Origin of the sequence: Gordonia sp. w5E2, from assembly GCF_036540975.1 — a bacterium.
Classification (GTDB): domain Bacteria; phylum Actinomycetota; class Actinomycetes; order Mycobacteriales; family Mycobacteriaceae; genus Gordonia; species Gordonia jacobaea.
In genome coordinates this window covers 3506902-3521456 of sequence record NZ_CP144213.1, presented here as the reverse complement: position 1 = coordinate 3521456, position 14555 = coordinate 3506902, and the positions used below count along the sequence as shown (strand labels likewise).

Here is a 14555-nt window from a genome sequence, read left to right as displayed (position 1 = left end):
GAGTAGACGGCGGCCTGGTTGGCGATCTGAACTCCCTAGACGCCGAAGTCGAACACCAGCAGCGCGACGATCAGCACGATCACCTGATGCGCTCCCCAGTAGAGCAACGCCCAACCAACGAGTTCGACGGCCCAGACGCCGTACTGGGTGTGGCGTAGGTACCCGCGATCGGCGAGCTTGCCGACACGTGGTGCGGCCAGGGCACCTGCCACGCCTGCCAGACCGAAGAGGCCGATCGCGGCGTCGGAGAAGTGATACTCCGAGCCGTGCGCGCCGGCGAGCAGAAACGCGATTGCTGTCCACATCCCGCTGAACGCGGCCATGTTCAGGCCGCCGAGAAGCATGCGGTGGCGCAGGACATTTTCGCTGCGGATCAGGGTGACGATCGACGACAGCACGCGGGGATAGCTGGTCGACGACGCGTTGACCGGGGTGCGCGGTGCGAACCACCAGACGGCTGCCGCCATCGCGATCTGCACGACCGCGGCGACCGCCAAGACCGTGCGCCAGCCGCCGACCTGAGCCACCAGACCACTGAACACGCGTGAGAAGAGGATGCCGACGAGCAGACCGCTCATCACCGTGCCGACGATGGCGCCTCGCTGGCCGGGTGAGGCCACCGCGGCTGCCCACGGCACCACCACCTGTGCGGCCGACGCCGAGATACCGACCGCGAACACCATGATCATCAGGACCGCATACGACGGTGAGAACGCGGCAATCACCAACGCTGCGCACGACACCACGAGCAGTCCGCCGACGAGGAGTCGTCGATTGACGAAGTCGCCGAGTGGAACGACGAGGGCCAGGCCGATGAGGTACCCGACCTGAGTGATCGACACGACGAGACCTGCAGCGGCAGTCGAGATGTGGAAGTCGTTGCCGACCTCGTGCAGCAGCGGCTGCAGGTAATAAAGGCATCCTGCCGACGACCCGGCGGTGATTGCGAAGAGCAGGACGACGACCCGACTGAGCCGCTTGGTTGGCTGCTTGGTTGCGCCCGGTTGCGTGAGCTCCGACCCGTTCGGCACAGCTGCTCGATCGTCGTCTGCCGACGTTCCGGCCGAGGTGGAAGGCGCGCACTCTGAAGAGGACATACGTCTATGGTGAGCCGTCTCCGGCATGATGGAAAGCGATGGATTTCGATACGGACATCACTTTTGTTGATAGCCCGGCATGTGACAGCCGGGTACCTCGGGAGGTCAGCTATGGAGCTGCGCCAGCTCGAGTATTTCCTCGCGTGTTGTGACCAGGGAACCTTCACCGCGGCCGCGCGATCGTTGCATGTGGTGCAGTCGGCGGTGTCGACGGGCGTCGCAAAGCTGGAGCGCGAGTTGGGCGTGAAACTCTTCGACCGCACACGCACCGTGCTGGTGCTCACCGACGCCGGTCGGGCGGCGATGGCCCCGGCCCGAGAAGCGTTGCGTGCGCGAGACGAGGTGCACGACGCGCTCGCGGGACTGCGCGGCGAGATCCGAGGCGAAGTGGTGCTCGGTGCGCTCGTCAACGTCGCGACGATCGACCTAGCGGGGGCCTTCGAAGTCGTGCATCGCCGACATCCCGGTATCTCGATCGCCATGCGCCAGAGTCCGCAGGGCAGTACGGGTAATGTCCGGCTGTTGCGCGACGGCAGTCTCGATCTGACCTTGATCGGCGGACTCGTCGACGACCTCTCGGGCATCACGGTCCATTCGTTGGCCGCGGAGCCGCTGGTGTTGGTTACTCATCCCGACCACCCGCTTGCGTTGGCGGGGCGATTCGTCGCGGCCGATCTCGCCGACGAGCGCGTCATCGACTACCCGCCGGGCTGGGGTACGCGAACCATCATCGACCGTCAGATCCCGAATCGGCATTCCGTCATCGAGGTCGCCGACCAGGTGTTCGGTATTCAGTTGGCGCGCAGCGGTTTCGGAGTGACCGCCGTGCCCGCCAGCGTTGCGGCCGCCGAGTCAGGTGCGGGACTCGCCCACTGTGTCGACCGTGATCTCATGTGGGGCATACACGTCGCGCACTCGGAATCGAGAAGCCTCACGACCGCGGCGAGCGCGGTCCTCGACATCATCCGAGAGGTGTGCGGGCCGCCAGGCGATGTGACAGCGTGAGTGACAGCAGCACGACGACATGGCAGTAAGACGACAGGGAAGGTGTGCGATGAAACTCTCGATCCGCAATCAGCTCGCAGGTGAGGTGGTGTCGGTGACACTCGGCGCCGTCAACGCCACGATCAAGGTTCGCCTCGACGGAGGCGACCAGATCGTCACGTCGTCGATCACCAAAGAGGCGGCAGAGGAACTGGGTCTCGCCGAGGGATCGCGCGTGTTCGCGCTCGTCAAGGCCTCCGAGGTCAGCATCGGCGTCCCCGACTAGCCACCCGCCGCACGCCGCCGGTCGAACTCCTTAAACCGCTGGTCGAGCTTGTCGAGACCACCGCCCGCCCGCTGGTCGAGCTTGTCGAGACCACCCCGCGCCGGCTCAGCCCGCGTCGCCCCGGGGGTCACCCTGGGCCTCCGCGTCGCCGGCGTCGCCCCCGGAGACCGCGCGCAGCAGGTGCCGCACGGCCATGGCGCGCCGGTACGAATGCCCGGTCAGCGAGTCCAGTGCGCATTCGGGGTCGGCGGGCGGACCGAGGTGGGTGCAGCCGCGCGGGCAGTTCTCGATCGCTTCGTGGAGGTCGTCGAAGGCGTTCACGATGTCGTCGGCGCTGACGTGCGCCAGGCCGAACGAGCGGATGCCCGGTGTGTCGATCACCCAGCCGCGTGGTTTGTCGTCGTCGCCCGGTAGTGGCAGCGCAACCGACTGCGTCGACGTATGGCGCCCCTTACCGACGCCGCTGACGACCCCGGTGGCCCGTTCCGCTTCGGGGACAAGGCGATTCACCAACGTCGACTTTCCGACCCCCGAGTGTCCGATGAGCGCCGTGCGGTGATTGGTGAGTAACGCCAGCACGTCGTCGAGTGGATCGTCGCGCCCCGCACGCACAACCGGCAGGTCGAGGTCGGCGAACGCCGCAGCGAATTCATCCGAGGAGGCGAGGTCGGTCTTCGTCAGACACAGGATCGGCGACAGTCCGCCGACATACGCTGCCGCGAGCGCTCTTTCGACGAATCCGGTGCGTGGGGGAGGGTCGGCCATTGCTGTGACGATGAGGAGTTGATCGGCGTTCGCGACGACGATGCGCTCATACGGATCGGTGTCATCGGCGGTGCGCCGCAACACAGTTCGACGCTCCGCCACTTTCACGATGCGTGCAAGGCTCCCGGAATCGCCGGAGAGATCTCCGACGATCGATACGTCGTCGCCGACAACCACCGGCGTGCGGCCGAGTTCGCGGGCGCGCATCGCGACCACGCGTCGATCGGGGTCTCCGTCGATCACACAGCCCCACCGGCCCCGGTCGACCGAGACGACCATCGCATGCTGCGCGTCGTCGTGTGTCGGTCTGGTCTTGGTGCGCGGTCGGCTGCCCTTGCCCGGACGAATCCGCACATCGGATTCGTCGTAGCTGCTCGCGCGGCGGCTCACCGGCATCCTCCGTCAGGACACACTGTGAAAGCCTTTGCCGCGCGGTAGATCACGGATGTCCGACCATCTGCTGCCACATTCCGGGGAAGTCGGGCAACGTCTTCGACGTGGTCTCGATGTCGTCGACGGTGACGCCGGGCACCACGAGGCCGATGATTGCCCCGGCCGTGGCCATGCGGTGATCGGCATACGAATCCCATTGTCCGCCATGCAGCGGCGCTGGTCGGATGATCAGTCCGTCGTCTGTCTCGGACACATCACCGCCGAGCCTGTTGATCTCGGTGGCGAGCGCGGCAAGCCTGTCGGTCTCATGGCCGCGCAGGTGGGCAATGCCACTCAACACGGATTCCCCATCGGCGAGCGCGCACACCGCGGCGATCGTCGGTGTCAGCTCGCCGATGTCGCGGAGGTTGCGGCTGATCCCCGTGAGGCGTTCTGGCCCGCGCACCGTCAGCACGCCGTCGAAAAGTTCTACGGTGCAACCCATCTCGGCGAGAATGTCGGCGATCTGTGCACCCGGCTGCGTCGTTGTCGCGGGCCAACGCGGGATGCTGACCTCACCGCCGGTGACCGCGGCCGCTGCGAGAAACGCTGCGGCATTGGACAAGTCGGGTTCGACGGCGACGTCGACGGCTTTGATGACGCTCGGAGGTACGCGCCAGGTATCGGGTTGTGACGTGTCGACGACAACCCCCGCGGTGGCGAGCATCTCGACGGTCATGTCGATGTGCGGCGTCGACGGTACCGGCGCGCCGACGTGTCGCACTGTGATCCCGTTGTCGAATCGTGCTGCGGCAAGCAGCAGACCCGACACGAACTGCGACGACCCGGACGCATCGATCGTGACCGTGCCACCGTCGGCCGAGCCCGTGCCGTGCACCACGAACGGCAGGCTGTCGTCGTCGACGCCCACCCCGAGCTCGCGCAGAGCGTCGAGGATGGTGGTGAGTGGCCGCTGCCTGGCTTGTGGGTCGCCGTCGAATGAGACGTCGCCGGAGGCGAGCGCGGCCACCGGCGGCAGGAAGCGCATGACTGTTCCGGCCAGGCCGCAGAACACCTCGCCCGCATGCATCGGCAGCGGTTCGATGGAGACAGTCGTGGGATCGGCGGGATCGACGCGCACCCCGATCCCGAGTTCGGTGAGCGCCGACAGCATGAGGTTGGTGTCGCGACTGCGCAGGGTTCCGGTGATTGTCGACGGTCCGTCGGCCAGCGCGGCGAGCACCAGCGCGCGATTGGTGATGGACTTCGAGCCGGGCAGGTCGACGGTGGCCTGAATTCGGCCGTCGGCGAGGGGCGCAGTCCAGATGCTCATGCGTTCAGTCTCGCATGTCGTGGTTGCACCGCCGGGATGCCCAACTCAGCGGTTGTCCAATCGCAGCGGATGGTCGGCAGGTACCTCGACGAGGATGAGGGTGCGACCGTCCGGGTCGACGATGTGCATTTCGATGAGGCCCCACGGTTCGGTCAGTGCCTCCCTGCGGATGTCGACTCCCATTGCGCTCAGTTCGCGCTGGGTCGCGGCGACGTCGCGCACCTGAATCCACAGCGCGGCCCCGTTCGCGTGGCCGTCGGGCAGGTCGGTGCTCATGTGGCCGGGTACTTCGATCAGGCCATTGCCCGCGTAGAAGACCAGGCCGCCCGGGTACTCACGCGCGATCGCGAGATGGAGCTTGTGGCGGTAGAAGTGCTGCAGCGCTTCGGGATCGCGGGACCGCAACAGGATGCGACTACTCAGGATCTCCATGTCTTCAGTGTCTACACGGTTACCGACGAGTCGGACACCAGCCATCGCGGCGCGTCAGGACTTGCCGACGGTACCGGTGCACCTGCGCTGACAAGCCGACGGCGTCATTGCCCCTCGGTTGTCCCGTTGCTGCCGCCGAGCGCGTGGCCACGATTGAGGTCGTTCCCGTGGCGGCCTGCTTCGTAGATCGCCTTCTCGCGGGCGATGCGATCGGTCTCGCCGATCGGTGTGGCGTCGCCGAAAGCGAACGCCGACTCGTGAGGCTGCTCGTGGGGGATGTCGGGGTCGTCGGCATCGGTGCTGTCGACGTCGGGGCTGTCGGGATCGGGGCTGTCTGACATGCACCAACGATAGGACTGATCCGCTCGTGGCGCGGGGAGACGGCACAGCGACCCGTTACTGTCGAGGAATGCATCGCATCTTCACGACGAGCTTCGCCGACGTCTACCCGCTCTACGTCGCCAAGGTGGAGCGCAAAGGCCGCACCAAAGCCGAACTGGATCAGGTCATCACCTGGCTCACCGGATTCGACGACGCCGCGCTCACCCGTCACATCGAGGACGGAACCACCTTCGAGGAATTCTTCGACGACGCGCAGCTCAACCCGCGGGCAGAACTCATCACGGGCGTCGTCTGCGGTAAACGTGTCGAGGAGATCGACGACCCGCTCATGCGCAAGATCCGCTACCTCGACAAGCTGGTCGACGAACTCGCCAGGGGCAAGGCCATCGAGAAAGTACTGCGGTAGGTCCAGCGTCGTCCCCGATGCTGGACCTACCGCAGCTCAGGCCGGTGCGTCCTGTCCGCGGCTGGAGAACTTGCCGTCGGTAACGTCGTCCCACTTGTCGAACAAGCTCGTCACCTTCGGGTCGCCGAGAGCCTTGATCTCGTCGCACAGATCTTTCGGCGCCGACGGGTTGGTGACGATGAACGGGTGCAGCCCGGGGTCGTGCTCGGCCAGGATGCGTAGCGTCTGCGGACTCGTGTTCGGGTCCGCGGCGGCGAGCGCGTCGCGTGGGTCGAATGCTGCTCCGCGCGGTGCGTCGGATCCCGATATACCGACGTTGTCGCCCGCGACGTCGATTTCACCGGTGTTGTGGTAGTCGAGGGGATCGGGAGATGTGCTGCGCCAGTTGAAGACCAGATTCAGCACGATGGCGCAGATGGCTCCCGCCGAGATTCCCGAGTGGAAGATGGTTTGGAACCAGTCGGGGAACTTCCCGTAGAGGTCGAGCGCAACGGGGATCTTGTCGTCGTTGGTGTACGACAGGCTCGCCTCGGTGAGCATTGCGACGCCGATGGAGATCGCGACGACCAGGATGTTGGAGTTGTTGAACTTCACCTTGGTCAAGGTTCGCACGCCACTGGCGGCGACCATGCCGAACAGCGCCACACCCGCACCGCCGAGCACGGGTTGGGGAATGCCCTCGATGATCGCGGCCATCTTGGGAACCAGACCCAGGATCACCAGGATAATGCCCGCGCACGTGGCAACGTGGCGCGACTTGACGTTGGTGATCGCCACCAGCCCGACGTTCTGCGCGAACGCCGTGTACGGGAACGTGTTGAAGATGCCGCCGAGCACGGTGCCCGCACCGTCGGCGCGCATGCCGTCGGCCAGACGCTGCGGGGTGATCTTCTCGTCGACGATCTCTCCGACGGCCACGATGTCGCCGGTCGTCTCGGTCATGATCACCAACGCCACGATGATCATCGCGATGATCGAGCTGACGTCGAAGCTGGGGAAGCCGAAGTAGAACGGCTCGGGCACTGCGAACCACGAACTCGAGCCGACGTGGCTCCAGTCGGTCATCCCGAACGGAATCGAGATGAGTGTTCCCGCGACGAGGCCGAGGAGGATCGAGACGCGTTTGACGGCGGGTGGCCCGAATCGCTCGAGCAGGATGATGATCAGCAGCGTCAGGAAGCCGAACGCGATGGACTTGGGAGCACCGAAGTCCTCACCCTTCGCCGTGCCGCCGCCGAACCAACCCGCGGCGACGCTCATCAGCGAGATGCCGATGATCAAAATGATGGTGCCGGTCACCAGTGGTGGGAAGAATCTGATGAGCCTTCCGACTATGGGCGCCACGAGCATCATGAACAGGCCGCACGCGATGACCGAGCCGTAGATCGCGGTGATGCCGTGGTTGAGGCCGATGGTGATCATCGGGCCGACAGCGGCGAACGTCACGCCCTGCATCAATGGCAGGCGCACACCGAAGCGCCAGAATCCCACCGCCTGCACGATCGTCGCGATACCTGCGACGAAGAGGTCGGCGGTGATCAGGTGCACGATCTCGTCCGAGCGCATCTGCCCTGCGCCGACCATCGCACCGCCGACGATCAGCGGAACGGCCACCGCGCCCGCGTACATCGCCATCACATGCTGAAGCCCCAATGGGAACAGCCGCGCCAGCGGTGGGATGTCGTCGACCGCGCGGGCGGCCTTCTTGCCATGTTTGATCGTGTCTAGAACGGTCACGGATCATTGTTCTACTTTTCGGGCGTTTCGGACACGACGCGATCGTGTGACGTCCTTGTTTCCGTCAGAATATATTGCGTGGACAAGCGCGCTCCCCGACGCAGTTTCGGGCTCCTGGTGTTCCGATGCATCGACGTTGCCGCGTCAATCGAAGCCGGTGAAGCCGGCTCTTTCGAGGGAGTCGAGGTACTCATCGCGCACCCGGGTGGTCCGCTGTGGGCGCGTAAGGATGAGGGTGCGTGGTCGGTGCCCAAGGGGCTGCCGGAGCCCGACGAGTCTCCGCTCGACACGGCGCGGCGCGAGTTCGAGGAGGAGACCGGGCACGCTGCGCCTGCAGGCGAGGTCATCGAGCTCGGCGACGTGCGCCAGAAGAGCGGCAAGGTCGTCACCGCCTTCGCCGTCGAGGGAGACCTCGACGTGTCGACCGTCGTCAGCAACACCTTCGAGATGGTGTGGCCGCCGCGGTCGGGGCGTATACAGACCTTCCCAGAAGTCGATCGGGCGCAGTGGTGTGGCCTCGACGAGGCGCGCGTGAAACTGAACTCAGCGCAGGCGGAGTTCGTCGGCCGACTCGAGTCGGCGCTCGGCGACCGGTGAATATCGTGGCTCGCCGATCAGCGAGCCTCGCCGTTCGCTGACAACCATTGTCGATAAGGGTGTGGTGTCACTACGGTGGGATGCATGACAGATCATGCTGCGGAAACCAGGTTGGTCGGCTTGTTCAATTCGATCGGCACCGATTTCGACGCGTTGCGCCCGAGTCTGTGGGGGCCTGCCGGTCAGGCTTTGGTCGATGAACTCGACATCCGGCCGGGGGAGCGGATTCTCGACATCTGTTCGGGTACCGGTGCGAGTGCATTACCCGCCGCTCGAGCTACCGGACCGGCGGGAACCGTCGTCGCAGTCGACTTCGCGGCCGAGCTCCTCGACATCGCGAGTACCAATGCCGCCGACGAAGGTCTGGAAATCGACTGCGTCGTCGCCGACGTCACGGGATTGAAGGCCGGAACACCACCCTGCGCAACACCTTTCGACGTGGTGGCGTGCTCGTTCGGAGTCTTCTTCCTTCCGAACATGGACGACGCCGTGCGTAACGTGTTGAGTCTGCTGCGTCCGGGAGGGCGCATGGGGGCATCGATCTGGCACGCCGACAGTCTTCGCGAGTTCAGCGACATCTACCGCGCATCGGTCGCGGAGGTGGCAGGCGAAACCTCACATCAAGGGCCGCGCAGCGGAAGTCGAATGCCGATCAGTCATATCGACACCGAAGAGTCTGTCTCGCAATGGTTCACGACGTTGGGCGCACAGAAGGTCGACACGTCGGTGTACCGATTGCGCATCGAGTGCACGCCGGACTTCGCCTGGAAGATGGTCGTGGGCACGGGGATGCGTGGTGCACTCACGCCGCTCGACGACGAGCAGATCGCACAGGTGCGGCAGGTGTTCCTCGAACGGCTGGCATCCGAGGGGCCCGCTGAGATCAACTGCGACACACTCATCGCGGTGGCGACGGTCTGAGGTCGCCACCGCGATGAGTGGTGTTGCAGGCGGTACCTGATCTAGGTGACGGTGATCCCGCCGTCGACGGCGATCGTCTGGCCGGTGACGTAGCCGCCTGCTGCCGAGCTCAGCCAGATCGCGGTGGCTGCGAGTTCCGAGGGATCTCCCATGCGCCCCAACAGGACTCGTGGCATCTGCGACTCGATGTAACCGGGTGCGTAGGTGTCGGTCATCTCGCTCTCGAAGAACCCGGGTGCAATCGCGTTGACGCGGATACCCTTTCGGGTTCCCCACTGTTGGGCAAGATCGCGGGTGAGGCCGACGATGGCGGCCTTGCTCGCCGCGTAGGCGGCCTGGGGGAGTCCTGCGGTGGTCAGGCCCAGGATGCTGGAGATGTTGACGATCGCGCTGCCCGGCTGCATGACACGGCCCGCGGCCTGAGCCATCCAGTACGAGCCGTTGAGGTTGACGTCGATGACCGAACGGAACTGCTCCGGCGTTTCACGCGTGGCAGGTACCGCGGTACCGATGCCCGCGTTGTTGATGAGGATGTCGACGCGGCCGAATGTTTCGACGGCGCTGTCGATCACGCGCTGGCAGTCCGCGGGGTCGGAGACGTCTGCGGCCACGGTCAGGGCTTTGCGTCCGAGCGCCTCTACTTGCGCAGCGGTCTCGGTCAGCCGGTCGGCGCGTCGGGCGGCGAGTACGACGTCGGCACCCGCCTCCGCGAAAGCCGTGGCGAAGCGGACACCGAGTCCCGACGACGCGCCGGTGACGACGACGACCTTGTCGGTGACGTTGAACAGATCGAGTACTGACATGAAGTCTCTCCTGGGTCGATCGTGCGGGGATGTGTTGTGGGTCAGAAAATCTCGGGACGCGCGTCGAGCGTCGTGCGGTCGAGTGCCGCGAGGAGGTCGAACTGGGCGTCGACCTTCGGTAGTTCGTAGGTGAAGAAGTACTGCGCTGCGACGCGTTTGCCGTCGTAGAAATCTCCGGCCTTGTCTGCGACGGCGAGCAGTTGCTCGAGCCACATCCAGGCGATGACGATGTGTCCGGTGGCTTCGAGGTAGGCGGTGGCATTGGCGAGCGAGACCGCTACATCGCCTGCGGACCACACCTGCATGGTCACGGTCACGAGTCGTTCGACGCGCCTGCGTAATTCGTCGGCCAGCGCTGCGGTGCCGGGGTTCGAGGCCGCGCGGTCGATGGTCTGGGTGATCGTGTTCGCGAGCAGTTCCAGGCCCGTGCCGCCGTTCATGACGACCTTGCGGCCGAGTAGATCGAGTCCGTGGATGCCGTGCGCGCCCTCGTGGATGGGGTTGAGACGGTTGTCGCGGTAGAACTGCTCGACCGGGAACTCGCGGGTGTAACCGTAGCCGCCGTGAATCTGGATGGCGAGATCGTTTGCGGTCAAACACCATTGGGATGGCCACGACTTGGAGATCGGCGTGAGTACATCGAGCAGCAGACCCGCTCGGGCTGCCTCGTTTGCGTCTCCGGTCTGCTGCAAATCGACGAGCTTGCCGGAGTACAGGCCGAGCGCGAGTGCTCCTTCGACATAGGCCTTCTGCGCCAACAACATTCGTTTGACGTCAGCGTGCTCGATGATCGGTACGGGCTTGGAGGTCGGGTCCTTCTGGTCGACCGGCCGTCCCTGAGTGCGGACCTTGGCGTACTCGAGGGAGGCGAGGTAGCCCGCGTAACCCAGTGATGTTGCGAGGAATCCGACGCCGATGCGCGCCTCGTTCATCATGTGGAACATGTACTGGAGGCCCTTGTGCTCCTCGCCGACCAGGTAGCCGACCGCGCCGGGAACGGAGTGAGCGGGCGGAGTTGATTCAGCGCCGGGAACGGAGTGAGCGGGCGGAGTTGATTCAGCGCCGGGAACGGGTGCGTCTGCTGTTCCGTAGGTGCCGTCGCCGAAGTTGAGGAGGCAGTTGGTGGTCGCGCGCTGGCCCATCTTGTGGTTGAGGCCGACGAGTGCGACGTCGTTGCGGGTGCCGTCCGGCAGGTACTTGGGGACGATGAACAGCGAGATCCCTTTGACTCCCGGCTTGCCGCCCGGAGCCTTGGCGAGGACGAGGTGCACGATGTTCTCACCGAGTTCGTGGTCGCCTGCCGAGATCCACATCTTGGTTCCGGTGATGCGGTAGGTGCCGTCGTCGGTCGGTGTCGCCTTGGTCGTGATGTCGGCGAGGGAGGATCCGGCCTGCGGCTCGGACAGGCACATCGTGCCGAAGTAGCGCCCCTCGACCATCGGGCGAACCCACGTGTCGATCTGCTCTGGTGTGCCGTACTCGGCGATCAGGTTGGCGTTGCCGATCGTGAGGAACGAGTACGACGACATGCCTGCGTTGGCTGCCTGGAACCACGACTGCGCAGCGAGACTGACGACGGTGGGCAATTGCATTCCGCCGAGCGACTCGTCGAACGAGCCCGCACCCAGGCCGGCCTTGATGAACTCGGCGATGCCCGACTGGATTTCCTCGGGCAAGACGACGGCACCGTCGTCGCCGACGTAGGGCTCCTTGGTGTCGCCGAGGCGATTGACCGGAGCGAAGCGTTTGGTCGCGAGGTCGGCGGCGAGTTCGAGCACGGCGTCGAACGTGTCGCGTGAGTGTTCGGCGAAGCGTTCGCGCTCGGTCAGTGACTCGACGTCGAGCCACTCGTAGAGCATGAATTCGAGGTCGCGCTTGGAGATCGGTTCGGCCATGACACTTTCCTTGGGGCAGCGGATTGCTGACTGCTCGACACGACGATCCGATCACACGATCAGACGTGACGGAATCGTCGTCCTAAGCAGTCGCTCATTTTATGAGCACTCGCTTATACTGCCTGGTGTGCCGGTTGGGGTCAACCATCGACGGGAATTCGACGAGCGAAATGGGGTGACGGCGACGTGACGACGAGGGAGTCTGCTGCAGCGCAGCGCATCCGCGATGCGGCGATCGTGTCGTTCGCTCAACTCGGCTATGCCGGCACGTCGACCCGTCAGATCGCGGCGTCGTTGAAGATGAGCGCCGCGGCGATGTACCCGCACTTTCGGTCGAAAGAGGACCTGCTGTACTCGATCGCCCTCGACGGACACCGCAGCGTCTACGAGGCCCTCCGCGAAGTCGACGACCCGTCGGACCCTTACGCCGTTCGTCTGGAGAACGTCGTGAGCGCCTTCGCGCGGTGGCAGGCCGAACATCACGAGTTGGCCAAGGTGGTCCAGTACGAACTGGGCGCGCTCACCGCCGATCACTACCGCTCGATCAGCGCGGTTCGACGCAAGACGACAGCGATTCTCGCGACCATCGTCGCCGGAGGGGTCGCGGCCGGCGAGTTCGCGGCCGACGACCCCGACGATGTCGTGCTCGCCATCTCGTCGCTGTGCGTCGACGTGTGCCGCTGGTTCCCCAGCCGTGATCGCCGCGATCCCGGCACTTTGGGCACGGCGTACGCGCGCATGGCCCTGCGCATGGTGCTGGCGCGCCAAAGCTGATTCGACGCCCAACCGCACGCTCACCCGTTTCCTTCCGGCTTATTGAATTCAATAAGCCGGAAGGAAACGGGTGAGCGGGACTGCACCACTGTTGAATCAGCCGTGTCAGTTACCTCGCGGACGTGAACCTCAACCGCGCGCGATCCACGTCGTCTTGAGTCCGGTGAACTTCTCGATCGCGTGGACCGACAGGTCCGAACCGAACCCCGACGCGCCGAAGCCGCCGAAGGGTGTTCCGGGAGAGAGGGCGTCGACGGTGTTGATCGAGACGGTTCCGGCGTGCAGACTGTCCGACATCCGTAGGGCGCGGTCGAGATTCGACGTCCATGCCGATGCTGCGAGCCCGTACGGAGTGTCATTGGCCAGGGCGACGGCCTCCTCCTCGGAATCGAACGCGATCACCGACAGCACCGGGCCGAAGATCTCGTCGGTCATCACCGTCGAATCGGCGGGAAGGTCGACGACGACGGTGGGTTCCATAAAGCATCCGACGTCGCCGATTCGGTTGCCGCCGAGTGCTATTCGTCCGTCCACGCGTGCCTGAGCGACGAAGCCGAGGACGAGGTCGAGTTGCTTGCGCGTCACCATGGCGCCCGTCGTCGACACCGGGTCGAGCGGGTCGCCCGGCCGATACGCCGCGGCCTTCTCGACGACCTTGTCGACGAATTCGTCGAGTATCTCGCGCTGCACCAGTAGTCGGCTGTTGGCGGAGCAGACCTCGCCCTGATTGCCGAAGATGCCGAAACAGGCCATCTCTGCGGCGGCGTCGAGGTCGGTGCAGTCGGCGAACACAAGGTTGGGGCTCTTGCCGCCGCACTCGAGCCAGACCTGCTTCATGTTCGATTCCGCGCTGTAGGCCAAGAACTTCTTTCCGACCTCCGTGGAGCCGGTGAATGTCAGGCACTGCACGTCGGGATGGAGCCCGAGCGCGCGACCGGCGTCGGCGCCCAGGCCGGGTACGACGTTGAAGACGCCGGGTGGGATGCCGGCTTCGAGGGCGATCTCGGCCATGCGGAGAGCCGAAAGTGGGCTCTCCTCAGCGGGTTTGAGAACGACGGTGTTGCCCGCGGCCAGGGCGGGGGCAACCTTCCACGCCGCGATGTCGAGCGGGAAGTTCCAGGGAACAACGGCGCCGACGACGCCGAGCGGCACTCGGCGAACCATGGCCACGCTGCCGTCGGCGGTCGGGGGCAACTCGCCCGGGATCTTGTCGGCCACCTCGCCGTAGAAGCGGAAAACGGCTGCGGCGCCGGGGACTTCGACCTCGTAGGAATCGCGGATCGCCTTGCCCATCTCCAGCGTCACGAGCGTCGCGAGTTCCTCGGCATGCTGTTCGATCAGGGTGGCGAAGCGGATGAGTATCGCCCCGCGCTCGCCGGCGGACAGCTTCGACCAGCGCCCGTCGTCGAAGGCGCGACGCGCAGCGGCAACCGCGGCGTCGACGTCTTCGGTGTTGCAGGCGGCGACGGAGGCGAGCACGGTGTCCGTCGCCGGATTCACCACGTCGAAGGCCGCGCCCGACTGCGCGGCAACCCACTGGCCGTCGATGAACGCCTCCGAGCAGAAGGTGATCCCTCCGGCGCGTGCGGACCAGTCGATGGAGGTGAGGTCGGGTAGATCGGTCATGACTCCATCGTGACCGGGTTTCCGGGTGTGCGATAGATCAGGCGGCGCCGATTTATCTGACTTTCTACATCGGGCTGGTCGATGCAAGGTGTGCTGGGGTGGTTGTGCTCTGTGTCTGCGCCGAGAAGTGGTAGGGCGTCGAAGGTCATCTGTTCTCCAGATGTAAAAGACCGGAAGTTTCTGTT

Annotated in this window: 15 protein-coding genes; 6 read left to right on the top strand and 9 right to left on the bottom strand. The window is 65.2% G+C overall.

Going from position 1 to position 14555, the window contains the following annotated elements; genetic code table 11:
• Positions 1-35: 35 nt before the first annotated feature.
• Positions 36-1097, bottom strand: coding sequence for an MFS transporter (locus tag RND64_RS15950; protein WP_331436143.1), 1062 nt, complete (start codon positions 1095-1097; stop codon positions 36-38).
• 111 nt (positions 1098-1208) lie between these two features.
• Between RND64_RS15950 and RND64_RS15945 the strand changes: the two genes are divergently transcribed.
• Positions 1209-2102: a LysR family transcriptional regulator gene (locus RND64_RS15945; RefSeq protein ID WP_331436142.1), complete on the top strand. Its 894-nt coding sequence runs from the start codon at positions 1209-1211 to the stop codon at positions 2100-2102.
• A gap of 49 nt (positions 2103-2151) precedes the next feature.
• Positions 2152-2367, top strand: coding sequence for a TOBE domain-containing protein (locus RND64_RS15940; protein WP_005202233.1), 216 nt, complete (start codon positions 2152-2154; stop codon positions 2365-2367).
• Between the two features lie 105 nt (positions 2368-2472).
• Here RND64_RS15940 and rsgA read toward each other — a convergent pair whose 3' ends face one another.
• From rsgA to RND64_RS15920, 4 genes are all read right to left on the bottom strand, one after another.
• Complete coding sequence (gene rsgA / locus RND64_RS15935; protein ID WP_331436141.1) at positions 2473-3522, bottom strand: ribosome small subunit-dependent GTPase A; 1050 nt, start codon at positions 3520-3522, stop codon at positions 2473-2475.
• A gap of 49 nt (positions 3523-3571) precedes the next feature.
• Positions 3572-4837 (bottom strand): 3-phosphoshikimate 1-carboxyvinyltransferase, encoded by a 1266-nt coding sequence (gene aroA, locus RND64_RS15930; RefSeq protein WP_331436140.1) that lies wholly within the window; start codon positions 4835-4837, stop codon positions 3572-3574.
• Positions 4838-4882: 45 nt separating this feature from the next.
• Positions 4883-5269, bottom strand: coding sequence for a VOC family protein (locus tag RND64_RS15925; protein ID WP_049698911.1), 387 nt, complete (start codon positions 5267-5269; stop codon positions 4883-4885).
• A 104-nt stretch (positions 5270-5373) separates the two neighbouring features.
• Positions 5374-5610, bottom strand: coding sequence for a hypothetical protein (locus RND64_RS15920; RefSeq protein WP_331436139.1), 237 nt, complete (start codon positions 5608-5610; stop codon positions 5374-5376).
• Between the two features lie 68 nt (positions 5611-5678).
• On the opposite strand from RND64_RS15920, the gene RND64_RS15915 reads away from it, so the two are divergent.
• A complete protein-coding gene (locus tag RND64_RS15915; RefSeq protein ID WP_049698913.1) occupies positions 5679-6017 on the top strand; it encodes a DUF2200 domain-containing protein in 339 nt (112 codons plus the stop codon).
• Positions 6018-6053: 36 nt separating this feature from the next.
• Here RND64_RS15915 and RND64_RS15910 read toward each other — a convergent pair whose 3' ends face one another.
• Positions 6054-7754 (bottom strand): nucleobase:cation symporter-2 family protein, encoded by a 1701-nt coding sequence (locus tag RND64_RS15910; RefSeq protein ID WP_331436138.1) that lies wholly within the window; start codon positions 7752-7754, stop codon positions 6054-6056.
• 78 nt (positions 7755-7832) lie between these two features.
• Here RND64_RS15910 and RND64_RS15905 point away from each other — a divergent pair, with 78 nt between their 5' ends.
• Together RND64_RS15905 and RND64_RS15900 are read left to right on the top strand one after the other, a co-directional pair.
• Positions 7833-8351 carry an NUDIX domain-containing protein gene (locus RND64_RS15905; RefSeq protein ID WP_442903953.1) on the top strand — a complete coding sequence of 173 codons (519 nt, stop codon included), beginning with the start codon at positions 7833-7835 and terminating at the stop codon, positions 8349-8351.
• Between the two features lie 84 nt (positions 8352-8435).
• Positions 8436-9272, top strand: coding sequence for a class I SAM-dependent methyltransferase (locus RND64_RS15900; protein WP_331436137.1), 837 nt, complete (start codon positions 8436-8438; stop codon positions 9270-9272).
• Between the two features lie 41 nt (positions 9273-9313).
• Here the strand turns inward: RND64_RS15900 and RND64_RS15895 are convergent, their stop codons facing one another.
• Together RND64_RS15895 and RND64_RS15890 are read right to left on the bottom strand one after the other, a co-directional pair.
• Entirely contained in the window at positions 9314-10075 is a 762-nt protein-coding gene (locus RND64_RS15895; protein ID WP_049698915.1) for an SDR family NAD(P)-dependent oxidoreductase, read from the bottom strand.
• A 41-nt stretch (positions 10076-10116) separates the two neighbouring features.
• The gene (locus RND64_RS15890) at positions 10117-11970 is read right to left on the bottom strand and encodes an acyl-CoA dehydrogenase (RefSeq protein WP_331436136.1); all 1854 of its coding nucleotides are present in this window, start codon (positions 11968-11970) and stop codon (positions 10117-10119) included.
• Between the two features lie 186 nt (positions 11971-12156).
• On the opposite strand from RND64_RS15890, the gene RND64_RS15885 reads away from it, so the two are divergent.
• Complete coding sequence (locus RND64_RS15885) at positions 12157-12744, top strand: TetR/AcrR family transcriptional regulator (RefSeq protein ID WP_331436135.1); 588 nt, start codon at positions 12157-12159, stop codon at positions 12742-12744.
• Positions 12745-12873: 129 nt separating this feature from the next.
• On the opposite strand, the gene RND64_RS15880 is transcribed toward RND64_RS15885, so the two are convergent.
• Entirely contained in the window at positions 12874-14370 is a 1497-nt protein-coding gene (locus RND64_RS15880) for an aldehyde dehydrogenase family protein (RefSeq protein ID WP_331436134.1), read from the bottom strand.
• Positions 14371-14555 lie beyond the last annotated feature (185 nt).